Below are 22,513 nucleotides of genomic sequence, written 5' to 3' on the forward strand. Positions count from 1 at the left end.
GCCGAGCTTGAACACCTTCTCCGTCGCCATGCGGACGATCTTATCGGATTGACACGAACACCGTTCGTAGATAGAACAGTGTTCGTTTAAGACGAACAGCGTTCGACGAGGAGATCCAGTCATGTCCGTCACCCCCACCGAGACCACCGGCACCGTCATGGCGGCCGCCTATCGCTACCGCTGGTACGTGATGGCGGTGGTGATCATCGCCGACGTCATGGATCTCATCGACGGCACGGTCGCCCAGCTCGCCGGACCGTCGATCCGCCGCGACATCGGCGGCTCGGAGACGACGCTGCAGTGGATCCTGGCGGCGTACACGCTCGCCTTCGCGGTCGGGCTGATCACCTCGGCCCGCCTCGGCGACATCGTCGGACGCCGTCCCATGTTCATCATCGGCATGGCCGGGTTCGCGCTCTCGTCGCTGGCCTGCGGCCTGGCGCCGACCCCCGACACGCTCATCGCCTTCCGCGTCGTGCAGGGCCTCTTCGGAGCCACGATGATCCCGCAGGGCCTCGCCATGGTGAAGCAGTCGTTCCCGCCCGACGAGCTCCAGAAGGCGTTCATCCCGTTCGGCCCCGTTATGGGCCTGTCAGCGGTGCTCGGACCGATCCTCGGCGGCTTCCTCATCGACGCCGACATCGCCGGCACCGGCTGGCGCGCGATCTTCCTCATCAACGTGCCCATCGGCCTCGTCGGCGCGCTCCTCGCCTGGCGCTACCTCCCGAACGTCCCGAAGGTGCCCGGCGCCCGGCTCGACCCGCTCGGCTCGATCCTCATCACCGTGGGCAGCGCCGGCCTCATCTACGCGCTGGTCCAGGGCCGTGAGCTCGGTTGGCCGACGTGGCTGTACGGCGTCATCGTCGGCTCGCTCGCCCTCTTCCTCGTCTTCGTCTGGACCGAGCAGCGCAGCGACCACCCGATCATCGAGCCCGGCCTGTTCAAGCACCGCGGCTTCGTGGCCGGCATCGTCTTCCTCGGCACGTTCTTCGTCTCGATGGTCGGTCTCGGCCTGGTGATGAGCCTGTTCATGCAGCTCGGACTCGGCTACGGCGTCCGCCACGCCGCGATCGCCCAGACGCCGTACGCCCTCGGCATCTCCGTCGGCGCCGCCCTCTCGGGCGCGTTGCTCGGACCCAAGCTCGGTCGCCACGTGCTGCACATCGGACTGGGGATCACGATCGTCGGAATCGCGTGGTTCGGCCTGGTGGCGGGCGACCTGGAGCGAGGTGCCAGCGCGTGGCACCTCGCCGGACCGTTCCTCGTCGCCGGCCTGGGCAGCGGCCTCATCTTCGCTCCGCTGTTCGACCTGATCCTGGCCGACCTCGGCGACAACGAGGTGGGCTCCGGCTCCGGGCTGCTCAACGCCGTGCAGCAGTTCTCGGGCGCGCTCGGCGTCGCCGTCCTCGGCACGCTCTTCTTCCACCTGCTGCCCGAGCACGGCTTCTCGATCTCGACCCGCACCGTGACGTGGGCGACGACGGCCTGCTACGTCGTCAGCTTCCTGACCGCGTTCCTCCTGCCGCTCAAGGCGCGCGAGGAGGCCGGCGCTCACTGACCGCGCGATGCCGGGCGCGCCGGAACGGGCGGGACAGGCTCTGCCTCGCCCCGCCCGGAACAGCCGGCCGTCAGGCGGGCTGCATCTCCTGGATGGAGGACTCCAACAGCTCGGTGTGCGCCGCCACCAGCGTGTCGTTCTCGCTCTTCAGAGAGAGGACGAGCTGCTCGAGCTCCTGCACACGCGCACGCAGCCGAGCGTTCTCGGCGATGAGGTGATGCGGCGTCCGCAGGTCGCTGTTCATGTAGCCGATCAGCGCCTTGGCCATGGGGAACGTTCCTTCGTTGGATCGTCAGTCGGCCCGCGGGCCCGGGCCGTCTACCAGAGTCCCACCGATGAGGAGCGTGGTCAAACCCCGGGCGTGTCGGTCCTCGCGCGCGGTCCCGCCCGGCGCGGCGCCGGTTGGCAGACCGGGCAGAAGTACGACGACCGGTTCATGAACACCGCCCGTCGCATCGGCGTGCCACAGCGCCGACACGGCTCGTCCTCGCGCCCGTACGCGTTGAGGGACCGCTCGAAGTAGCCGGACTCGCCGTTGACGTTGACGTAGAGCGCGTCGAAGGACGTCCCGCCCTGGGCGAGCGCGTCGCCCAGGACGTCGCGGACGTGACCGAGCAGCTCGCGCAGCACCGGTCCGGTCAGCCTGCTGCCGGGCCGCTCGCCGTGCAGCCGCGAGCGCCAGAGTGCCTCGTCGGCGTAGATGTTGCCGACGCCCGAGATCACTGTCTGGTCGAGGAGCAGCCGCTTGATGCCGCTCGAGGAGCGCCGCACCCGGCGCACGAACGCCTCCGGGTCGAACTCCGGGTCGATCGGGTCGCGCGCGATGTGCGCGATCTCCGGCGGCAGCTGCGCTCCCCCGGCGCTCACGGCCAGGCCGCCGAACATCCGCTGGTCGACGAAGCGCAGCTCGCGCCCCTCGTCGGAGCCCTCGAGACCGAACCGGACCCGCAGGTGGCGCTCGGCCGGGGCCTCGGGCGGCTGGACGAGCAGCTGGCCGCTCATGCCGAGGTGACCGAGGATGGCGTTGCCGTCGTCGAGGGGCAGCCAGAGGTACTTGCCCCGTCGGTGGGCGGCCGTGATGGTGCGCCCGCGCAGCTCGGCGACGAAGCCGGTAGGGCCGGTCGGGTGCCGACGCACCGGCCGCGAGTGCAGCACCTCGACCTGCGTGATGGTGGCGCCGACGACGTGGCGTTCCAGGCCGGCGCGGACGACCTCGACCTCGGGGAGCTCGGGCATCCGCGGCCCTAGGAGGCCGGAGGCGCAGCCGGAAGGACGGCGTCGATCTCGCCGTACGCCGTCTCGGCGGCCGCCTGCTCGGCCTCCTTCTTCGACCTGCCGACGCCGTTGCCGTACAGGCCGTCGCCGACCTTCACCTGGGCGGTGAACGTCTTCATGTGGTCGGGGCCCTCGTCGGTGATGACGTACTCGGGGACGCCGAGACCGCGGTCCGCCGTGAGCTCCTGCAGGGAGGTCTTCCAGTCGAGTCCCGCGCCGAGCGCCGAGGCGGCGTCGATGAGCGGGTCGAAGAGCCGGTGCACCAGCACCGAGGAGGTCTCGATGCCACCGGAGAGGTGGACCGCTCCGATGACCGCCTCGACGGTGTCGGAGACGATCGAGGCCTTGTCGCGTCCGCCGGTGGCCTCCTCGCCGCGGCCGAGCTTGACGTGGCCGCCGAGCCCGATCGCGCGGCCGACCTCGGCCAGCGCACGCGCGTTCACGACGGCGGCGCGCAGCTTGGCGAGCCGACCCTCGGAGAGGTCGGGGTGCATCAGGTAGAGCGTCTCGGTGACGACGACGCCGAGCACGGAGTCCCCGAGGAACTCCAGCCGCTCGTTCGTCGGCAGGCCACCGTGCTCGTACGCGTACGAGCGGTGGGTGAGAGCGCGCTCGAGGAGCTCGGGATCCAACGTGGGATCGCCGAGCGCCTCGCGCAGCTCGGGATAGTCCGTATAGGCGGTCAGCGGACCGGGCCCTAACGAATCAGCCGGTCAGGACCGCGTCAGAGGACCTGGCGACGGTCGGCGCGAGCGCCGTACTGACCGCACTCGCCGCACGCACGGTGCGGGAGGTGCTTCGAACCGCACGCCGGGTTGGCGCACGTGACCAGGGTCGGCGCGACAGCCTTCCAGGCCGAGCGACGGTGGCGCGTGTTGCTGCGCGACATCTTCCGCTTCGGGACAGCCACTTTTCTCTCCTCTAACCTGCGAACAAAAAGTCATCTGCCCGACTCCGCGGGAACGCGGCGCGTCAGGCAACCGGGCAATCCTACGAGACCCGGGGGGTCCAGCGTTATTCCTGGGTCGGACCCGGGTCGGTTCCGGCTCAGTCCTGACCGTCGTTGAGGCCGGCCAGCCCCGCCCAGCGCGGGTCGATCGGCTCGTCGTGGCTGTGGTCGGGGTCGTCGGCGAGGCGCGCCCCGCACTCGGGGCACAGGCCCGGGCAGTCGTCCTGGCACAGCGGCTGGAAGGGCAGCGCGAGCACGACCGCGTCACGCAGCACCGGCTCGAGGTCGAGCAGGTCGCCCTCGAGCATGCTGATGTCGTCGTCCTCGTCGTCGAGCGAGGCCGCGTCGCGCGTGTCGTCGTACATGTAGAGCTCTTGGAACGTCACGTCGACCTCGTCGGCGATGGGCTCCAGGCAGCGCACGCACTCACCGGCGAGGGCCGCGTGAGCACCGCCTGTGACGAGCACGCCGTCCATGACCGCCTCGAGCCTCAGGTCGAGCTCGACGGGCGAGTCGACCGGGACGCTGAGGACCTCGATGCCGAGGTCGGCCGGTGCGGGTGCGGAGAGAGTCACCTCGCGCTGCGAGCCGGGCCGGCGGCCGAGGTCACGGGTGTCGAGCACGAACGGCGCTCGTGGGTCCAGGTTGTTCAGGGAGATCACTTCCGGGGTCGGACCTGCAGGTCAGCTCAGGCTACCGCGGCCCACTCCCGAGTCCCTCAACGTCGCCGCACGGGCGCGACCGGAGCCGCCGAGCCCGGTCGGGGCGCGTCCGCGACTGCGGGTTCGAAGCACAGGCAAAGGTAGGATGCCCCGAGTTTCGAGCCCGAAGATGTCGATCCAGAAAGACTCGAGTGCCTTCCTCGCCCACCGGTCGGGCAACGACCGATGCCGTCGCCCGTCTCCGGTCCCAGCTGTCCCGTCGCGTCCCGCGCCGGGCGCACCTGCGCGCAGCCGGTCCGCTCACCGACAGGCGCCTGCGCGCCATGCGGGAGCTGTTCAACGCCTCCTGGTACCTCGGTAACGGAGGGCGGCGCAGCGCCAAGGGCGGAGCGATGTCGGCGCTCACGGACTACGCCGAGCGCGGCCACCGCCTCCAGCTGTCGCCCCACCCGCTCTTCGATCCCCGCTGGTACGTCGAGCAGGCTGGTCGCCTCCCGATCGGCATGAGCCCCCTCGAGCACTACGTCACCATCGGCGCCCGGCGCGGCCTGAGCCCGCACCCGCTCTTCGACCCGAGGTCGGAGGCCGCGGCGGCGGCACCGGTCGGCGCCAACCCGCTCGTCCACTATCTGCGGACGCCCTCGCTGTGGACGCTGAGCCCCAACGAGCTGTTCTCCGGTCGCGGCTACCTGCGCCGCAACCCCGACGTCGTCAAGGCCGGCGTCAACCCGCTCCTCCACTACGTGCGGCGCGGGGACAGCGAGAACCGTCTCCCGCACCGGCTGTTCGACCCGCAGGCCTACCGCAGCTTCGCGAACCTCCCGCGCCAGGCGAACACCCTCGCGCACTACCTGGCCAACAAGGACCACCGCTTCGACGAGTCGGTCGCCGGCATCTCGTTCCCCGAGCACGACGCGCCGACCGTGTCGGTGATCGTCCCGGTGCACGGCAAGTGGGACTACACCCGCGAGTGCCTCCGCGCCCTGAGGAACGTCAAGACGCGCATCTCGTTCGAGGTCGTCGTGGTCGACGACGCCTCCCCCGACGACACCGGTGAGCGGCTCGCCGCGATCCCCGGCATCCGCGTGGTCACCCACACGACGAACACCGGCTACGTCGGCGCGTGCAACTCCGGCATCGAGGCGGCCCGCGGTGAGCTCGTCGTCCTGCTCAACAACGACACGCGCGTGGACGCCCGCTGGCTCGACCCGCTGGTGGAGCGGATGGCCGACCCGACGATCGGGCTCGTCGGGTCGAAGCTCATCTACCCGACCGGGATGCTGCAGGAGGCCGGCGGCGTCATCTTCTCGGACGGCTCCGGGCTGAACTACGGCAAGTTCAAGAACCCCAACGACGCCGAGTACAACTACGCACGCGACGTCGACTACTGCTCGGGCGCCTCCATCATGCTGCGCGCCGCGGACCTCCGCGATCTCGGCGGCCTGAGCGAGGAGCTCGCCCCGGCGTACTACGACGACACCGATCTCGCGTTCAGCATCCGTGCCCGCGGGATGCGCGTGCTGTACGAGCCCCGGTCCGTCGTGGTGCACGACGAGGGCGTCTCGCACGGGACCGACGAGACCCAGGGCGTGAAGGCCTACCAGGTCGTCAACCGCGAGAAGTTCGTCACCAAGTGGCGCAGCGAGCTCGACACGCACTACCCGAACGACCCGGGCGTGGGCCCACGCGCCGCACGCCGGCGCCAGGGCAAGGACATCGTCGTCGTCATCGACCACTTCGTCCCGCGGCCCGACGAGGACTCCGGGTCGGTGCGGATGATGCGGCTGCTCCAGGAGCTCCGGCGCCAGGGGCACGGGGTCGTCTTCGTACCGCACGACCGGCACCGCAGCGGTGACTACGGCAAGGCACTGCAGCTGATGGGCATCGAGGTCGTGTACGACAAGCGGGCGCTGCGCCGCTACCTCAAGCCCCTCCGAGGCATGGTGTCGGCCGTGATCCTGTCGCGCTACCGCGTCGCGATGACGAACGTCGAGGCCGTCCGCTTCGCCCTGCCCGACGTGCCGATCATCCTCGACACCGTCGACCTGCACTTCCTCCGCGAGGAGCGCGAGTCGCTGCTGCTCGCCGACGGGCCGCCGCCCGAGCTCGTCGACGTGGTGCGCGAGCTGGAGCTGGCGATGGTCAGGATCTGTGACACGACCCTGGTCGTCTCGCCGGTGGAGCAGACGCTGCTCCAGCAGCTGGCCCCCGGGGCCGACGTACGCGTCCTCTCGAACGTCCACCCGCGCCTCGACGACGTCGACGCGACCCCGACGGGTCGGGTCGGCCTCCTCTTCGTCGGCAGCTTCGCGCACACGCCGAACGTCGACGCGCTGCGCTGGTTCGTCGCCGACGTGCTGCCGATCGTGCACCGCACCCTCCCCGGCGTCTCGGTGAAGGTGGTCGGACGCGATCCCGATCGGGACCTCGTCGCGGGTGCGCCCGAGGGCGTCGAGTACCTCGGCTGGGTCGAGGACCTGGCACCGCTCTACGCGGGGGCCCGGGTCTCCATCGCGCCGCTCCGCTACGGCGCGGGCGTGAAGGGCAAGATCGGCGAGGCGATGTCGCACGGCGTCCCCGTCGTCACGACGAGCGTCGGAGCCGAGGGCATGTCGCTGGAGAACGGCGTCAACGCGATGGTCGCCGACACGCCGGAGCAGTTCGCCGAGCAGATCGTCGAGCTTCTGCGAGACGATCATCTCTGGTCCACCTTGTCGAAGGAGGGCCAGGAGCACATCGACCGTACGCTCGGTGAGGCAGGCTTCGCCGACGCGGTCGCCGCGCTCATCCCGGACCGGCGCGCCGACGCCGACGCCGACGCCGACGCCGCAAGCTGATCCGAGAACAACGACAAACGACCTGTCAGCAACCACCGGGGGCAGAGCACGTCAGCCTCCGGACCTGACGATCAAGAGAGACTCCATGACCCACTCACCGACCGACGCGCCCAGCCCCGCGGTCGAGGCACCCCGCGAGGCGCCCGACCGACGGCCGGGTGGCCGACGCCTCCAGCTCCGCCTGACGCAGTCGGGCGGACGGGACGGCGGTCGACGCCTGGCTCTGCGGGTGCTGGCCGTGCTCGGCGTCGTCGTACCCGTGGTGCTGACGGCCTGGTACGCCTCCGGGCTGACCGTCGTCTTCGACGGCGCGATGAACCTGCAGGTCGCGCAGAACGTCGCGGACGGTGACGGATACCGCTGGGACTACGCGGCCCGGGAGCTCTTCCCTGCCGCGATCCAGACGAGCGGTCCCTACATCTTCCTCGCGGCCGCGTTCATCAAGGTCCTCGGGACCTCGGAGCTGTCGCTGCAGGCGGCCAACCTCGTCTTCGTGCTGATCCTGGCGGTCTCCGTCAGCGTCGGCCTGCGTCACTGGGCGCTGCTGCGCACGGTGGGTCCCTCGATCGTGCTCTTCGGCGTGCCCGGCGCCCTGGCCTCCGGCCTCGGCGGTTACGGCGAGATGGCGATCGCCGCGCTGGCGATCTCGAGCTTCGTCCTCCTCGACATGGCCGCGACCACCGGCCGGCGGCCAGCGCTCCTCACCGCCGCGGCGGCGTTCGTCATCGGTCTGGCCCTCACGATCAAGGTCGTGGCCGCCATGGCGCTGCCGGTCCTGCTGCTGGGCGCCCTCCTCGTCGCCGTCATGCGGCGCGGCGACACCCGCTGGTGGCGGGTCGTGCTCTCGCTGTTCGCGATCATCCCTCCCCTGGTGCTCTTCGAGCTCTACCGCCTCGCGTCCCTCAAGGGCGACTACGTCAACTGGTGGCACGAGCAGTTCACCGCCATCAGCTACCAGGCCGGGGTCGACAAGACCACGGCCCCGGCCAAGCACGGGCTCGCGAAGATGGCCGAGCACCTGCACATCCTGTCGTCGAACGTCGGCATGCCTGCCGAGGCGCTCGGCCCGCTGCTGGTGCTCCCCTTCCTGGCGCTGGCGATCGTCATCGTGGCTCGGCCGACGGCGTTCCTCACCCGTCTGCGTGACCGCGGTGTCGTGCTGCTCGTCCTCGCGTCCGTCTACGCCGGCGGCTACCTGGCCTGGTGGCTGGCGGTGACTCCGACCGAGAAGGCGTGGCTGCGTCGCGTCGCCATCGGCCTGGTCGCGTTCGCGGTGGCCTGCCTGGTGCTCGCGGGTGTCGTGATCGACCGGCTGCGCGCGCGCAACGGCGAGGGACGGCTCTCCCGCGGCGTCGTCTGGTTCGCGGCCCTGGCGACCACCGCCGCCCTCGTGCTCGGCGTCTTCGCCGTGAAGCCCACCGCTCGCGGGATCATCGACAGCGCCCGAGCCGACCAGAACAGCGCGACCCTCACCGCGGCACGCGCCGCCGGGAAGCACGCCCACGAGCTGGCGGCGTCCGGCGCGACCCTCTACGGCATCGGCTGGTGGTCGGCGCCCGCCGTCAGCCTGTACGGCAACGTGTCGCTCCAGGACCTCTCCACGGTGAAGGACCCCTGTGTCGTCACCAAGCAGGACGCCTACGTGGTGTGGGACTGGTATGCGATGAACATCGCCAACCCCGTCCCGCGCATGCGCGGCTACAGCTTCGAGCCCGTGCCGAAGGAGAGCACGCCGTACGCCGCCGTGTTCCGGATCAAGCCCGGTCCCCAGGTCCGGTGCGGGCGGTGACGCGGCCAGCGACCGCGCATCCAGGAGTCACCTACCGCCCCGCCCTCGACGGACTGCGCTCCGTCGCGGTCTACCTGGTCGTGGCGTTCCACGCCGGCATGGCGTCGGTCGCCGGCGGCTTCCTGGGCGTCGACATCTTCTTCGTGCTCTCGGGCTACCTGGTCACGCTCCTCGTCATCGGCGACCTCCACGGCGACCGCTTCACGCTGCTGGGCTTCTACAACCGACGCGTGCGGCGGCTGCTCCCGGCAGCGCTCCTCGTCCTCGGCACTGTCTGCGTCGTCTGGCTCCTGATCGCCTCTCCGATCGACCGTGCCGCGATCATCGGCGACGCGCGCTCGGCGGCGCTCTACTACTCCAACTGGCACTTCGCCGGCCAGGCGACCAACTACTTCGCGCACAACAACAACCCGACGCCCTTCCTGCACTTCTGGTCCCTGTCGGTCGAGGAGCAGTTCTACGTCGCCTGGCCGCTGACGATGGTGGCCGTCTGGCGGCTGAGCCGACGGAATCCGTCGACCGCACCGCGACGTCTCCTGCTCGTGTCGCTCGCAGCCGCAGCCCTCAGCCTCGTCGCCCTCGTGCTGACCCTGCGCGCAGGCCAGACCGACCTGGCGTACTACGGCACCCACACGCGCGTCTACCAGCTCCTCGGGGGCGCCGCCCTGGCCGCCGCGAGCACCATGGCGCCGCGACTCATGAGCGTGCCCGGCCGTGCGGCGGTCGCCGTGCAGGTGATGGCGCTGGCTGCGATCGTCGTCCTGGCGAGCGGCATGCTCCACCTCGATCCTTCGGTGCGCGGCATCGCCGCCGCCGCGGCCACGATCGCGCTGCTGTGGTCGCTCGAGGCGAACCCGGCCGGCGCCGGGGCGCGTCTGCTCAGCCTGTCCTGGCTGGTCTACCTCGGCCAGATCTCGTACGGCACCTATCTCTGGCACTACCCGGTCACCGTCGTGGTCCGCCGTTTCGCCGACATGCCGCCATGGCAGCTCTACGTGCTGGTGGCCATCGTGGCGACCGGACTCGCGGCCCTCAGCCAGCAGCTGCTCGAGCTGCCCATCCGCAAGTCGCGACATCTCGCCGCGGCTCCCCGGATGGTCGTGGTCGCGGGTATCGCCGCGAGCCTCGTCGCCGGCGTCGTGGCGCTTCCGCGCATCCTCGAGTCGCCGAGGCTGCCGACCATCTCGGCGGTGGCTCCCCACACGACGAACCTCCCGGCCGACGAGCGGACCTCGTTGACGGGTCTCGACCTGCAGGCGGCCACCCAGATCCCCCGGTGGTCCGACGTGGCGGGCACCGTGGCGAAGGACCAGATCTGCCTCGGCTCCGACCTCGACAAGTGCATCGTGCACCACGGCCACGGCAAGCGCGTCCTGCTGATGGGCGACTCACACGCGGGGATGCTCGTCCCCGCCCTGGCCGCCATCGCGCGCCGGGACGACCTCACTCTCGCGACTGCGTGGATGTCGGCATGCGCATGGCCCCAGGGTCTGATGTTCGTCCAGATGACGCCCGAGGCCAGCGACACCTGCACCGCGGCCAAGAAGCACTGGTACGAGTACGTCATCCCCAGGTTCAAGCCCGACCTCATCGTGGTGCCGTCCCGCGCGACCGACCACACGATCGGCGCCGCGTACGCCGTGAAGTCGGTGGACCCGGGGATCCACGGCAGCATCTCCCACCTGCTGAGCCGCACCGTCAGCGACACCGCCCGCGAGCTCGCCGCGAAGGGGTACGGCGTCGCGATCGTCGAGCCGGTGCCGATCAGCAACGACAACGTGATGAGCTGCCTGAGCGGGGCTCGCTTCGCCGACCAGTGCCAGTTCCCCGCGGACGGTCCGTCCCGCGCCGAGCGCAGCTACCGCAGGCTCGCGCGCGAGGTGCCGGGTGTCCACGACATCGACATCGACCCGATCGTGTGTCCGCGGCTCCCGATGTGCGACGCCGTGACCTCGGGGATGGTCACGCGCTTGGACCACGACCACCTCACGCCCCGCTTCTCCGTGTCGATCGCCGGCGAGCTCGACGATCTGCTGCACCAGGAAGGGGCGCTCTGAGCAGGGTGCTCGCGGCCGATGCCGGGCTCGCCCGACGCGCTCCACGCTGCCCGACCGGGCTGCCAGTAGCCTGGCCACCGTTCGAGACCACGTCCGGGTAACGAGGGAGAGCACCGACCGATGAGCACCAAGCGAGAGAAGCAGCTGGCGTACTCCGAGCTGCAGGACAAGATGCTCGAGGAGGGTGTTCGCCGGAAGAAGGCGGCGAAGATCCTGGCCGTCCTCCGCCACTTCCTCGGACGGTCCGACCTCGACGGCCTGGTCGCGCTCGACCTGGGCTGCTCGACCGGGTTCATCAGCGACGAGCTGCGGGCCGCCGGCGCGCAGGTCATCGGCGTCGACATCGACGTTCCCGGTCTTGCCGCGGCCCACGCCCACTTCGGGTCGAGCATCGGCTTCACCTGCGCCGACGGGGAGAAGCTCCCGATGGCCGACCGCTCCGTCGACGTGGTGGTCTTCAACCACATCTACGAGCACGTCGTCGACGCCGACGCCGTCATGGACGAGATCCGCCGCGTCCTGAAGGACGACGGCGTCGCCTACTTCGGGTTCGCCAACCGGCTCGGCATCGTCGAGCCGCACTACAAGCTGCCGTTCCTCTCGTGGCTCCCCCAGGGCCTGGCAGACCGCTACATCTCGAAGGCCGGCAAGGCCGACCACTACTACGAGAAGTTCCGCGCCAGGCCGGGCCTGAAGCGGATGGCCGCCGGCCTCAACATCTGGGACTACACCTACCCGGTGCTCACGGACTCGGCCACGTTCCAGTCCGACGACATGGTCCCGTCACGGCTGGCGCACGCCCCCCTCGCGTTCTGGAAGTCGCTCGCCCCGATCCTGCCGACCTTCATCTGGGTCGGCACGCGGTCCTCCGCGGTGCCGGCCGGGCCGCAGACCGCGGTGGCGCCCAGGCGCATCCTCAGCGCCTGACCGCCCCGCTCAGGCGAGCACGCTGGTCAGCAGGTCGACGTACCGGTCGCCGACCCGCTCGACCGAGAACGACTCCGCACGCTCGGCCGCGGCCGAGCCCAGCCCTCCGACCCGCTCCCGATCGGCCTCGAGGTCGCGCAGGCAGGCCGCGAGCCGGTCGGGGTCGCCGCTCGGGACGAGGATGCCGCTGACGCCGTCGACGACGGCCTCGTTGAGTCCGGGCAGGTCGGAGGCGACGATCGCGCAGCCCGAGCCCATCGCCTCCAGCATCGCGACCGGGAGCCCGTCCTTGTCGCCCGAGGCCGCCGCGACGGACGGGACGACCACGATGTCGGCCTCGGCGTAGGCCCGAGCGAGGTCGGCGCGGCCGAGCTGGCCGACGAACCTGACGTCCAGCCCGCCCGCCTGACGCTCCATCTCGGCGCGCAGGGGGCCGTCGCCGACGGCGGTCAGGGAGACAGGTACGTCGAGCCCTCGGAGCGCGGAGAGCAGGACGCCGAGGCCCTTCTTCTCCACCATGCGGCCGACGAAGAGCAGCCGCAGGGCCGGTCCGGTGCCGCGAGCGACCTTCGCACTGTCGCGGAAGGCGGAGAGGTCGGCGCCCATCGGCGAGACCCGCACGTCGCGCCCGCCGAGCTCGCGCACGATGTCGGCCATCTCCTCGTTCATCACCGTCACGGCGCGCGAGCCGCGCACGACCCACGCCTTGAGGCGCTGCAGCACGCCGGCCCGGAGGGCGTACAGGTCGCCGCCGAGGGTGGTCACGATGCGGGGCACCCGCGGAGCGACGAGAGCGAGGACCAGACCCTGGGGGATGATCCAGTGCGCGTGCACGACGTCGGGGCGGAACTCGCGGACCGCCCGCCTGACCGCCAGGCTCTCGGCCACGAAGAACGGGAGCACCTGCAGCCACCGGCTCCGGCGTGAGCGGAGGTTCTCGATGATCGCGCCGCGGGCCAGGTCCTCCCAGCGGCGCGGGAAGTAGGCGAAGCGGCGGACCGTCAGCGCGCCCTCCTGCTCCGTCGCCGGGGCCCCCGGCACCCGTGGGACCACGACGAGCGTCTCGAACGCCTCCGACTCCCGAATGGCCAGGTCACGCACGAATGCCGGCGTCCCGTCGTCGGGTGTGCCCGGGTACGTCGACGCGAGCACGAGGAGGCGTGGGATACGGTTCATCGTCCGCCGCAGATCAGGAGAAGCATGCCCGCATCATCTCAGACACCGGACACGGTCGTCGTTGGAGCCGCCGGCTTCATCGGCCGTGCGCTGGCGTCCCGCCTCGACACTCTGGACGTGCCGAACGTCCGTGCCGGCAGGAGTGAGACGGCGCCGAACTCGATCCACCTGGACCGGATCGCCGCTGCGCGGACCGTGTTCTGGACGGCCTCCTCGATCAACCCGAAGATCGCGGCCGAGTCACCGGACCTCGTCGTCGCGGACCGGCGTGCCTTCAGCGACTTCCTCGACGCCCTCGAGGAGCGCGAGAGCGCGGCCCGGGTCGTGTTCTTCAGCTCCGGTGGCACCGTGTACGGCGCTGCGCCGCCACCGTTCCACGAGACGACCACGCCGCATCCGACGACGGCGTACGGCGAGGCGAAGCTCGCCCTCGAGGACATGCTGCTGAGCCGCCGGGAGTCCGGCGTCGCCGTACGCATCGCCAACGCCTACGGCCCCGGCCAGCACCCTGCCCCCGGGCAGGGCGTGATCGGGCACTGGCTGCGGGCCCTCGCCCGTCACGAGCCGATCAGCGTCTACGGCGACCTGGCCGCGGCTCGCGACTACCTCTACATCGACGACCTCGTCGACGCGCTCGTGCGACTGCGCGACGTCGAGTCCGTTCCGCAGGTGCTCAACCTCGGCTCGGGGCGGCCGACCACGCTCGGCGAGATCCTCGAGGTCATCGAGTCGGTGAGCCACGAGCACCCCGCCGACATCCAGCACTCACCGGCGCGCAGCTTCGACCTCGAGCGGGTGTGGCTCGACGCGACGCGCGCGCACGACGCTCTCGGCTGGCGTGCGGCTGTCGACCTCCAGACCGGCGTCCAGGCGATGTGGCAGTGGGTCCTGTCCAGCGCTGCGAGCAGCGACCGGTGACCGAGACCGTCCCCACGGCCCGGAAGGACTCGACCGCGCGAAGGGTCGTCAAGTACGGCGTCGCCCTGATCGCCGTCGGACTGCTGGCCGTCACCATCTGGAGCCAGCGCGAGAGCTTCGCCGAGAGCCTGCGACGGCTCGGCTGGCGTGACCTGGTGCTGGCCGCGGCCGCGGCTGCGGCCGCCCTCGCCGCCAGCGGCCTGAGCTGGCGGGCCAGCATGATCGCGGTGGCGCCGCACCACAAGCTGCCCCTGCGCGAGTCCGCCCGTGTCTTCTTCCTCTCGCAGATCGGGAAGTACGTCCCGGGGAGCGTCTTCCCGATGCTCATGCAGATCGAGCTGACCCGCAGGCACGGCATCTCCCGCACCGCGAACGCCGCGGGCATGCTCGTCGCGATGCTCGTCGGCCTGGTGACGAGCGGGCTCGTCGGGGTCGGTGCGCTGACGCTCGTCAACCGCGAGGCCGTGCAGACCTACTGGTTCGTGCTCATCGTGCTCCCGATCGGCGTCATCCTGCTGAAGCCGACGATCCTCGCGCGCTTCGTCACGCTCCTCGCCAAGCTGCTCCGGCGCGACGTGCGCCTCGACCCGCCCGAGGCGCGGCACCTGCTCATCGCCGCCACCTGGTCGCTCACGTCGTGGCTCCTCTTCGGCCTGCAGGCGTGGATCATCGCGAAGGACATCGCCTCCGGCGGGGACGTGACGTACCTCCAGGCGACGGGGGCCTTCGCCCTGGCCTGGCTGGTCGGCTTCCTGGTCGTGATCTCCCCCGCCGGCGTCGGGGCCCGTGAAGGGGTGCTCGTCGTCGCGTTCAGCGGGTCCCTCACGACGGCCGAGGGTCTCGCCTTCGCCGTGGTGAGCCGACTGGTCCTGACCGCCGTCGACGGCCTCGCCGCCCTCTTGGGCGCCGCGCTGCGACCTCACCACCCCGCGGGCGACGACGCCTGAGGGTTCCATCCGTCCGCTGGGTATATTCCTGGCCGGACTCGGTCGGGGCGCCGCCCGCGACACCTCGAGAATGGAAGAGAGCAGGACATGGGCCTCAAGCAGGTGCGAGCTCAGATCGACAAGGATCTGGGGAACTCCGCCGACCGCCAGTTCTTCTCCCCGGCGGTCTACAGCCAGTACCAGGTGACGCTGCCGCTCATCCGCGCGAACGCCCGCGGCCGCTTCATCGACCTGGGCTGCGGCGAGATGCCCTACCGCCCGTACGTCGAGCCGCAGACCGACGAGTACCACACGTTCGACATCGAGGAGCGCACCGCCGGAGTCACCTACGTCGGTGACATCCAGTCGATGCCGCAGGTGCCGTCGGCGTACTACGACACCGCGGTCTCGCTCGAGGTCTTCGAGCACGTGCCGGACCCGCGTGCGGCCGCAGCGGAGGTCTTCCGCGTGCTGCAGCCCGGCGGCACCTTCATCATGTCGGTGCCGCACATGAGCCGGCTCCACGAGGAGCCGTACGACTTCTTCCGCTACACCAAGTACGGCGTGCGCCGCATCCTCGAGGACGCCGGGTTCACCGACGTCGAGGTCACCAAGCGCGGCGGCCTGCTGTCCTTCGTCGGCCACCAGGTCTCCACGGCGATCCTCACGCTGACCTGGCGCATCCCCGGCGTACGCCGCCTCGGCTGGACCCTCAACAAGTGGCTGGTCACGCGTCTCGCGTACTCCGTCGACTCCCGCCTGGACCGCGGCGGCCTGTTCGCGATGGGCTACACGGCGATCGCGAAGAAGCCCGCCTGAGCCGGTCCGGCGAGGGCGCTGCGAGCCCGGGCAGCGGCCCGGCTGCGGCCCGTCGCTCTCCGACGCGCGCGTCGGCGGCTTCGTGCAGGATTGCGCTCGCCCTAGACTCGTCCGGTACCACTGCGCCTGATCGAAGCCGAATGAGGTCCCTGTGAAGCTTGTCGTCCAGATCCCCTGCCTGAACGAGGAGGAGACCCTCCCGTCGGTGCTGGAGAGCATCCCCACCGAGATCCCGGGGATCGACGAGATCGTCGTCCTGATCGTCGACGACGGCTGCAGCGACCGCACGGTCGAGGTCGCGCGCGAGCACGGCGTGACCGAGTTCGTCCACCACGTCCGCAACCAGGGCCTCGGGCGGTCCTTCCACGACGGCGTGGTCCGGGCGCTGGAGCTCGGCGCCGACATCGTCGTCAACACCGACGGCGACAACCAGTACCCGCAGGACCGGATCACCGACCTGGTCCAGCCGATCATCCACCGCCAGGCGGACATCGTCATCGCCGACCGTCAGGTCGACCTCGTCGAGCACTTCTCCGGGCTGAAGAAGGTGCTGCAGAAGGCGGGCAGCACCGTCGTCAACCGCGCGGCCGGCACCAAGCTCCCCGACGCGGCGAGCGGCTTCCGGGCGTACTCGCGCGAGAGCCTGATGCTGCTCAACACGATCACGCGGTTCAGCTACTGCATGGAGACGATCATCCAGGCGGGCAACAAGAACATGCGGATCGCGAGCATCCCGGTGCTCACGAACCCGAAGACGCGCGAGTCGCGGCTCTTCAAGTCGATGCCGGAGCACATCGCCAAGTCCGGCGCCGCCATCGTGCGCTCGTTCATGATGTACAAGCCGTACGTCATCTTCGCGTGGCTGACCGCGATCTTCGGCGTGCTCGGCGTGATCCCGTTCGCTCGGTACGGCGTCCTCTGGCTGCGCGACACCGAGGGTGGCCACCTGCAGTCGCTCCTGCTGGGTGCGCTGCTGCTGATCATGGCCTTCATGAGCCTGATGCTCGGGGTGATCTCCGACCTGATCCGGACCAACCGGATCCTCATCGAGGACACCCTCGAGCACACGAAGAAGATGCGCTTCGGGAAGTCCGGCACCGAGCTCCTGCTCGACCAGACCTCCGAGCCGGACTTCGACTGGCCGCGCCACCACACGCGCTCCGTCTGACCGCGCGTCGCGCCGCGGACCCTCGACCGCGGGTCAGCGCGCGAGCTTCGCCCTGAGCCGCTCGGCGACGAAGTCGGGCACGAACGCGGAGATGTCACCTCCGAAGCCGGCGACCTCCTTGATCAGGCTCGACGACACGAACGCGTTGCCCGTCGCGCCCGGCAGGAAGACCGTCTCGATGCCGGTCAGGTGGACGTTCATCTGCGCCATCGGCAGCTCGTACTCGTAGTCCGTCGCACCGCGCAGGCCCTTGACGATCGCGATCGCGCCGATCTCGCGGCAGAAGTCGACGATCAGCCCGCTGAAGCCCGAGACGCGCACGTTGTCCCACGGCCGCACCGCCTCCTCGAGCATCGCCAGGCGCTCGTCGGGGTCGAACAGCCGGTTCTTGGAGACGTTGACCCCTGTCGCGACGACCACCTCGTCGAACAGGCCGGCCGAGCGGCCGATGATGTCGAGGTGACCGGTGGTCACGGGGTCGAAGGAGCCGGGACAGACGGCGCGACGCATGGCGGACAGGCTACTCATCCCTCGGTCGCCTCGGCGTACCAGAGGCGGGTCTCGCCGTACTTCTTCTCGCGCAGCAGCGCCACGCCCACGGGCCAGACGGGCTCCGGGCTGCGCCTGGCGCGCTCGACGACGACGAGACCTCCCGGGGCGAGCCAGCCGTTGGCCGCGAGCAGCGCGAGGTCGTGGGCGAGCGCCTCCTCGTCGAGGGGGTAGGGCGGGTCGGCGAAGACCACGTCGTAGGCCGACCGCGGCCGTCCTGCCAGCACGGACGAGGCCGAGGCGGCGATCACCTCCGCGTCGGCGAAACCCAGCTCACGGGCGTTGGACGCCACGAGCGCCGCCGTCCGGCGGTCCGACTCGACGAGCGTGACCGCGGTGGCTCCCCGCGACCAGGCCTCGAGGCCGATCGCGCCCGAGCCGGCGTACAGGTCGAGGAAGCGCAGGTCGTGCAACGACCCCGCCCAGGACTCGAGCGCCGAGAACAGCGCCTCCCGCACCCGGTCGCTCGTCGGCCGGGTCTGGACGCCCTTCGGCGTCGCGATCCGACGGCCGCCGGCGGCGCCTCCGATGATCCGCGTCACGATCGCTCCAGGAACTGCGCACCCTCGGTGCGCTCGATCTCGCCCACCATGTGCGCCAGCTCCGGCGCGCCGGCGAGGTCCGGGTCGTTGTCCAGCAGGGTGGCCGCCGCCGCGCGCGCGTCGACGATCGTCCGCTCGTCGCGCAGGACGCGCAGGTTCTGCAGGCTGGAGAAGCGGCCGGACTGCGAGGCGCCCAGGATGTCGCCCTCGCGCCGCAGCTCGAGGTCGACCTGGCTGAGCGCGAAGCCGTCGTTGGTGCCCGCAACGGCCTCGAGACGGGCGCGCGCGGGCGAGCCGAGCTCGGCGTGGGTCACGAGCAGGCACAGGCCCGGCAGCCCGCCACGCCCGACCCGGCCGCGCAGCTGGTGCAGCTGCGAGACGCCGAACCGGTCGGCGTCCAGGATGACCATGGCGGTCGCGTTGGCGACGTCGACACCGACCTCGATCACGGTCGTGGACACGAGCACATCGATCTCGCCGGCGGCGAAGGCGCGCATGGTGCGGTCCTTCTCGTCCGGCGGGAGCTTGCCGTGCAGCAGTCCGACCCGGAGGCCGTGCAGGGGCCCGTCGGCCAGCTGCTCGGCGACGTCCACGACGGCGCTCAGCGACCCCGGCGTGGCGAGGACGTTGCCCTCCTCGTCGCGGTCGACGGCGTCGCTCTCCCCCTGCTCGTGCTCGTCGCCGCTGATCCGTGGCGCGACGACATAGGCCTGGCTGCCCTTGGCGACCTCCTCGCGGACCCGCTCCCAGACCCGCCCCTGCCACTGCGGGTGCTCCGCCAGCGGGACCAGCGACGTCTGGATGGGCGCTCGTCCGGCAGGCAGCTCGGTGAGGGTGGACACCTCCAGGTCGCCGAAGACCGTCATCGCGACCGTGCGCGGGATCGGGGTCGCCGTCATCACGAGCACGTGGGGAGGAGTCCCCGCCTTGTCGGTCAGCGCGGCCCGCTGCTCGACGCCGAAGCGGTGCTGCTCGTCGACGACGACCAGCCCCAGGTCGAAGAACTGCACCTGGTCCTCCAGCAGCGCGTGGGTGCCGACAACGATCCCGGCCTCCCCCGTCACCAGCCGGCTGAGCGGTCCGGTCCGCTGAGACTTCGTCATCGAGCCGGTCAGCAACTCGACGCCGGTCCCGTCGCTGAACAGCCCCCCGCCGGCGAGGTCGCCGAGCATGGCGGTGATCGAGCGGTAGTGCTGCTGCGCGAGCACCTCGGTCGGCGCCAGGAGCGCCGCCTGGCCCCCGGAGTCGACGACCCGGAGCATCGCCCGCAGGGCGACGACGGTCTTGCCGGAGCCGACCTCGCCCTGCAGGAGACGGTTCATGGGGTGCGGCTGGGCGAGGTCGCGCTCGATGTCCGCCCCGATCGAGTCCTGGCCGACCGTCAGCGCGAACGGCAGGCGCTCGTCGAAGCGGGCCAGCAGGTCACCGCCCCCGGTCCGCGGCACGGCGCCGATCGTGCGGGCGAACTGCCGGCGGCGCGCCAGCACGGTCTGCAGGACGAGCGCCTCCTCGAACCGGAAGCGCCGTTGCGCGGCCTTCACCTGCGCCCAGTCGTCGGGCGCGTGGATCCAGTCGAAGGCCTCGCGCGCGCCGATCACGCCGTACGACGTCCGGATGCTCTCCGGCACGACCTCGGGCACCTCGTCGACCACCGTGCGTGCGAACCGCACCGCACGCATGACCTCCCACGACTCCAGCCCGGCCGTCAGCGGGTAGATCGGGAAGAGCGCGGTGAGCTCCTCCACGGTCATCATCGCCTCGGCGGCCTCGCCGTCGTCGGCGTCGGCATCGCCGAACAGCACGAGCTGGGGGTTGGTCAGCTGCCAGGTGCCGCGGAAGCTGCCGACCTTGCCCATGAACACGCCGCGCGTGCCGGAGGCCAGCCGGCGGGCCTGCCAGTGCGTGACGCGGGGGTTCTTGGCGAAGAACGTCATCTGCAGGCGCGGCCCGTCGGTGCCGAGCACCGTCTCGAGGCGGGCGGCCCGCCGGCCGGTGCGGCGGTCGGTGTACTCCTTCACCTCGCTGCGCACGATCTCCCCCACGACCGTGAGGTAGTCGCCCTCGCGCAGCTCGTCGACCTTGGTCAGGTCGGCGGTGTTGAGGTAGCGGCGCGGGAAGTGCCGCAACAGATCGCCGACCGTGCTCAGGCCGAGGCCCTTGGTGAACTTCTCGGCCGACTTGCTGGCCCCGAGGACAGCGCCGACCGGGGAGTCGAGTGCGATCACAGGCTTCCCCTCTATTCCACGCACATCAGGAGCGGGTATCGGTCCTGGCCCCCGTCGTACACCATGACATCGACAGTCGGGTGGTGCTCCTCCACCCAGGCCGAGCAGGCACGGGCCAGGTCGGCGGCCTCCGCGTGGGCACCGCACACGACGGTGACCAGCTCACCACCGGCGCCCAGCAGGCGACCGAGCACGTCGGTCGCGACCGCCGCGAGGTCGTCGCCGACCACGACGAAGTCGCCGTCGACGACGCCGAGCGCATCCCCGACCTCGCAGGCCCCCGCCATCGTCATCGCGCGCTTCGCCGCGACGGTGACGGCTCCGTGGCGGGCGTGCCGGGCGGTCGCCGTCATCTCGAGCACGTCGCCGTCGAAGGACCTGCCCGGCTCGTGGACGGCCATCGCGGCGAGCCCCTGCACCTGGGCGTGGCTGGGGACCACGGCGACACGGATGCCGTCGTCCGCCTCGGCGGTCCGGGCGGCGACCGCCGCGGCACGGACGGTGTCGGAGTCGTTGGGGAGGACGACGACCTCGGCGGCGCCGCTGCGCCGGATGGCCTCCAGCAGCTGCCCGGCGGCCGGGCGCATCCCGGGACCTCCGTCGACGACCACGGCTCCGGCGTCCTCGAACAGCGCGCGCAGACCCGGCCCGGCCGCCATGGCGACGACCTTGCGCCCCGTCCGCGTCGGCACGGGTGCCTGCGCCGACGCCTGCAGGTGGGTCACCCGGATCCGGTGCGGCCGGCCGGCCGCGACTCCAGCCTCCAGGGCGGCCCCGGCGTCGTCGACGTGCACGTGCACGTTCCACAGCCCGTCGGAGCCGGTGATGACGAGTGACTCGCCGAGGGCGGCCAGCCGCTCACGCAGGGACGCCACGGTGTCAGCGGGGGCGTCGAGGAGGTACATGACCTCGAAGGAGGGTCCGCCCGGGTCGACGGGTGCGCCCGGGTGAGGCGTCGGGATCGTGCGGTGCGGCGTCACCGTGGGAGCCACCGGGCTGGGGCGCCGCCCGGTCAGCGCCGTCTCGGCCGCATCGAGGATCGCGGTCAGACCCCGGCCACCGGCATCGACGACGCCCGCGTCGCGGAGGACAGGCAGCTGGTCCGGCGTACGGGCCAGCGCCTCGCGGGCCGCGGCCGCAGCTGCGCAGAGGACCTCGCCCGTCCTCGGCTCGGGCCCCTTCGCGCGCTCCATGGCGGCCTCGCCCGCCGCGCGCAGCACGGTGAGGATCGTGCCCTCGACAGGCGTGCCGACGGCGGCGTACGACGCCTCGGTGGCCTCCCCCAGCGCCTCCGCGACGACGACGGCCGTCGGCTCCCCCTCGGCCTGGCGCGCCAGCCGCCTGACGACGGCGCCGAGGATCTCGGCCAGGATGACGCCCGAGTTGCCGCGCGCGCCGAGCAGCGCGCCCTTGGCGAAGGCCTCGAGTGCTGCCGTCCGGCCTCGGTCGCCGGCCTCCTGCAGCGCGTCGCGCGCGGCCGACAGGGTCAGGAACATGTTGGTGCCCGTGTCGCCGTCGGGCACCGGGTAGACGTTGAGCGCGTCGATCTCCTCGCGGGCCGCTCCGAGGGCGTCCGTGGCGAGCTCGGCGAAGCGGGCGACGACAGCGAGGTCGAGAGGTCGCGCTGCCGACATGCCTTCTCCTCGCCTTCCCGGTAGCCTGGGTGTCGTCACAGGCTAGTGGTGCCGTCCGGATTTCATCCGGCTGCCCGCCCTGGGATATCCTCGTTCGGTTGCCTGGCGCACTGCGCTGGCGACGACCGACCTAGCATCGAAATCATTCAGGAGTTCACGGTGGCTGCCGTCTGCGACATCTGCGCCAAGAAGCCGGGCTTCGGCAACAACCGGCCGTGGTCCCGCAAGATCACGAAGCGTCGTTTCGACCCCAACATCCAGCGGGTCCGCGCCGTCATCAACGGCACCCCGAAGCGTATGAACGTCTGCACCGGCTGCCTCAAGGCCGGCAAGGTCTCTCGCTGATCTGAGCACGAAGGCCCCGTCAGCGCCCACCAGGGTGCTGACGGGGCCTTCTGCTTGCTGCCGAGTCGGCGCAACATCGCACGCCAGCAAGGCCGAGTCGGCGCAACATCGCACGCCAGCAAGGCCGAGTCGGCGCAACTTCGCACGCGAGCAAGGC

20 protein-coding genes are annotated in these 22,513 nt (G+C 71.1%); 10 read left to right on the forward strand and 10 right to left on the reverse strand.

Annotated features, from left to right (window positions below; translation table 11 throughout):
- Positions 1 to 121: 121 nt before the first annotated feature.
- Complete coding sequence (locus ABD205_RS11925) at positions 122 to 1,558, forward strand: DHA2 family efflux MFS transporter permease subunit (protein WP_344045056.1); 1,437 nt, start codon at positions 122 to 124, stop codon at positions 1,556 to 1,558.
- A 70-nt stretch (positions 1,559 to 1,628) separates the two neighbouring features.
- On the opposite strand, the gene ABD205_RS11930 is transcribed toward ABD205_RS11925, so the two are convergent.
- From ABD205_RS11930 to ABD205_RS11950, 5 genes are all read right to left on the reverse strand, one after another.
- On the reverse strand, positions 1,629 to 1,826 hold the full coding sequence (locus ABD205_RS11930; protein ID WP_344045057.1) for a hypothetical protein: 198 nt from the start codon (positions 1,824 to 1,826) through the stop codon (positions 1,629 to 1,631).
- Between the two features lie 80 nt (positions 1,827 to 1,906).
- The gene (mutM, locus tag ABD205_RS11935) at positions 1,907 to 2,794 is read right to left on the reverse strand and encodes a bifunctional DNA-formamidopyrimidine glycosylase/DNA-(apurinic or apyrimidinic site) lyase (protein WP_344045058.1); all 888 of its coding nucleotides are present in this window, start codon (positions 2,792 to 2,794) and stop codon (positions 1,907 to 1,909) included.
- A gap of 8 nt (positions 2,795 to 2,802) precedes the next feature.
- Positions 2,803 to 3,465 carry a ribonuclease III gene (rnc, locus tag ABD205_RS11940; RefSeq protein ID WP_344045059.1) on the reverse strand — a complete coding sequence of 221 codons (663 nt, stop codon included), beginning with the start codon at positions 3,463 to 3,465 and terminating at the stop codon, positions 2,803 to 2,805.
- 92 nt (positions 3,466 to 3,557) lie between these two features.
- Complete coding sequence (rpmF, locus tag ABD205_RS11945; protein WP_153322613.1) at positions 3,558 to 3,743, reverse strand: 50S ribosomal protein L32; 186 nt, start codon at positions 3,741 to 3,743, stop codon at positions 3,558 to 3,560.
- A 137-nt stretch (positions 3,744 to 3,880) separates the two neighbouring features.
- The gene (locus tag ABD205_RS11950) at positions 3,881 to 4,435 is read right to left on the reverse strand and encodes a YceD family protein (protein WP_344045877.1); all 555 of its coding nucleotides are present in this window, start codon (positions 4,433 to 4,435) and stop codon (positions 3,881 to 3,883) included.
- 200 nt (positions 4,436 to 4,635) lie between these two features.
- Here ABD205_RS11950 and ABD205_RS11955 point away from each other — a divergent pair, with 200 nt between their 5' ends.
- The 4 genes from ABD205_RS11955 to ABD205_RS11970 all read left to right on the forward strand — a co-directional run bounded on the left by ABD205_RS11955 (position 4,636) and on the right by ABD205_RS11970 (position 12,054).
- Entirely contained in the window at positions 4,636 to 7,281 is a 2,646-nt protein-coding gene (locus ABD205_RS11955; protein ID WP_344045060.1) for a glycosyltransferase, read from the forward strand.
- An 85-nt stretch (positions 7,282 to 7,366) separates the two neighbouring features.
- Positions 7,367 to 9,070, forward strand: coding sequence for a hypothetical protein (locus tag ABD205_RS11960; RefSeq protein WP_344045061.1), 1,704 nt, complete (start codon positions 7,367 to 7,369; stop codon positions 9,068 to 9,070).
- Positions 9,067 to 11,127, forward strand: a complete 2,061-nt coding sequence (locus ABD205_RS11965; protein ID WP_344045062.1) for an acyltransferase family protein — start codon at positions 9,067 to 9,069, stop codon at positions 11,125 to 11,127. Before ABD205_RS11960 ends, ABD205_RS11965 begins: the two co-directional genes overlap by 4 nt.
- Positions 11,128 to 11,247: 120 nt before the next feature.
- Positions 11,248 to 12,054 carry a class I SAM-dependent methyltransferase gene (locus ABD205_RS11970; protein WP_344045063.1) on the forward strand — a complete coding sequence of 269 codons (807 nt, stop codon included), beginning with the start codon at positions 11,248 to 11,250 and terminating at the stop codon, positions 12,052 to 12,054.
- A gap of 9 nt (positions 12,055 to 12,063) precedes the next feature.
- Here the strand turns inward: ABD205_RS11970 and ABD205_RS11975 are convergent, their stop codons facing one another.
- Positions 12,064 to 13,230, reverse strand: a complete 1,167-nt coding sequence (locus ABD205_RS11975) for a glycosyltransferase family 4 protein (protein ID WP_344045064.1) — start codon at positions 13,228 to 13,230, stop codon at positions 12,064 to 12,066.
- Positions 13,231 to 13,254: 24 nt separating this feature from the next.
- Between ABD205_RS11975 and ABD205_RS11980 the strand changes: the two genes are divergently transcribed.
- The 4 genes from ABD205_RS11980 to ABD205_RS11995 all read left to right on the forward strand — a co-directional run bounded on the left by ABD205_RS11980 (position 13,255) and on the right by ABD205_RS11995 (position 17,061).
- Positions 13,255 to 14,148: an NAD-dependent epimerase/dehydratase family protein gene (locus ABD205_RS11980; protein WP_344045065.1), complete on the forward strand. Its 894-nt coding sequence runs from the start codon at positions 13,255 to 13,257 to the stop codon at positions 14,146 to 14,148.
- Positions 14,145 to 15,095, forward strand: a complete 951-nt coding sequence (locus ABD205_RS11985; RefSeq protein ID WP_344045066.1) for a lysylphosphatidylglycerol synthase transmembrane domain-containing protein — start codon at positions 14,145 to 14,147, stop codon at positions 15,093 to 15,095. The genes ABD205_RS11980 and ABD205_RS11985 overlap by 4 nt, the downstream gene beginning before the upstream one ends.
- Before the next feature lie 87 nt (positions 15,096 to 15,182).
- A complete protein-coding gene (locus ABD205_RS11990; RefSeq protein WP_344045067.1) occupies positions 15,183 to 15,893 on the forward strand; it encodes a class I SAM-dependent methyltransferase in 711 nt (236 codons plus the stop codon).
- 151 nt (positions 15,894 to 16,044) lie between these two features.
- Positions 16,045 to 17,061 (forward strand): glycosyltransferase family 2 protein, encoded by a 1,017-nt coding sequence (locus tag ABD205_RS11995; RefSeq protein WP_344045068.1) that lies wholly within the window; start codon positions 16,045 to 16,047, stop codon positions 17,059 to 17,061.
- A gap of 33 nt (positions 17,062 to 17,094) precedes the next feature.
- On the opposite strand, the gene coaD is transcribed toward ABD205_RS11995, so the two are convergent.
- Genes coaD through ABD205_RS12015 form a run of 4 tightly spaced genes read right to left on the reverse strand, consistent with a single transcriptional unit; the run spans position 17,095 to position 22,011 of the window.
- Positions 17,095 to 17,571 carry a pantetheine-phosphate adenylyltransferase gene (gene coaD / locus ABD205_RS12000; RefSeq protein ID WP_344045069.1) on the reverse strand — a complete coding sequence of 159 codons (477 nt, stop codon included), beginning with the start codon at positions 17,569 to 17,571 and terminating at the stop codon, positions 17,095 to 17,097.
- Between the two features lie 14 nt (positions 17,572 to 17,585).
- Positions 17,586 to 18,152 carry a 16S rRNA (guanine(966)-N(2))-methyltransferase RsmD gene (rsmD, locus tag ABD205_RS12005; RefSeq protein ID WP_344045070.1) on the reverse strand — a complete coding sequence of 189 codons (567 nt, stop codon included), beginning with the start codon at positions 18,150 to 18,152 and terminating at the stop codon, positions 17,586 to 17,588.
- Positions 18,149 to 20,377 (reverse strand): ATP-dependent DNA helicase RecG, encoded by a 2,229-nt coding sequence (locus tag ABD205_RS12010; RefSeq protein ID WP_344045071.1) that lies wholly within the window; start codon positions 20,375 to 20,377, stop codon positions 18,149 to 18,151. The genes rsmD and ABD205_RS12010 overlap by 4 nt, the downstream gene beginning before the upstream one ends.
- Positions 20,378 to 20,388: 11 nt before the next feature.
- Entirely contained in the window at positions 20,389 to 22,011 is a 1,623-nt protein-coding gene (locus ABD205_RS12015; protein ID WP_344045072.1) for a DAK2 domain-containing protein, read from the reverse strand.
- A 159-nt stretch (positions 22,012 to 22,170) separates the two neighbouring features.
- Between ABD205_RS12015 and rpmB the strand changes: the two genes are divergently transcribed.
- Entirely contained in the window at positions 22,171 to 22,356 is a 186-nt protein-coding gene (gene rpmB, locus ABD205_RS12020) for a 50S ribosomal protein L28 (RefSeq protein WP_344045073.1), read from the forward strand.
- Positions 22,357 to 22,513 lie beyond the last annotated feature (157 nt).

It is taken from the genome of Nocardioides panacihumi (assembly GCF_039530925.1).
Classification (GTDB): domain Bacteria; phylum Actinomycetota; class Actinomycetes; order Propionibacteriales; family Nocardioidaceae; genus Nocardioides; species Nocardioides panacihumi.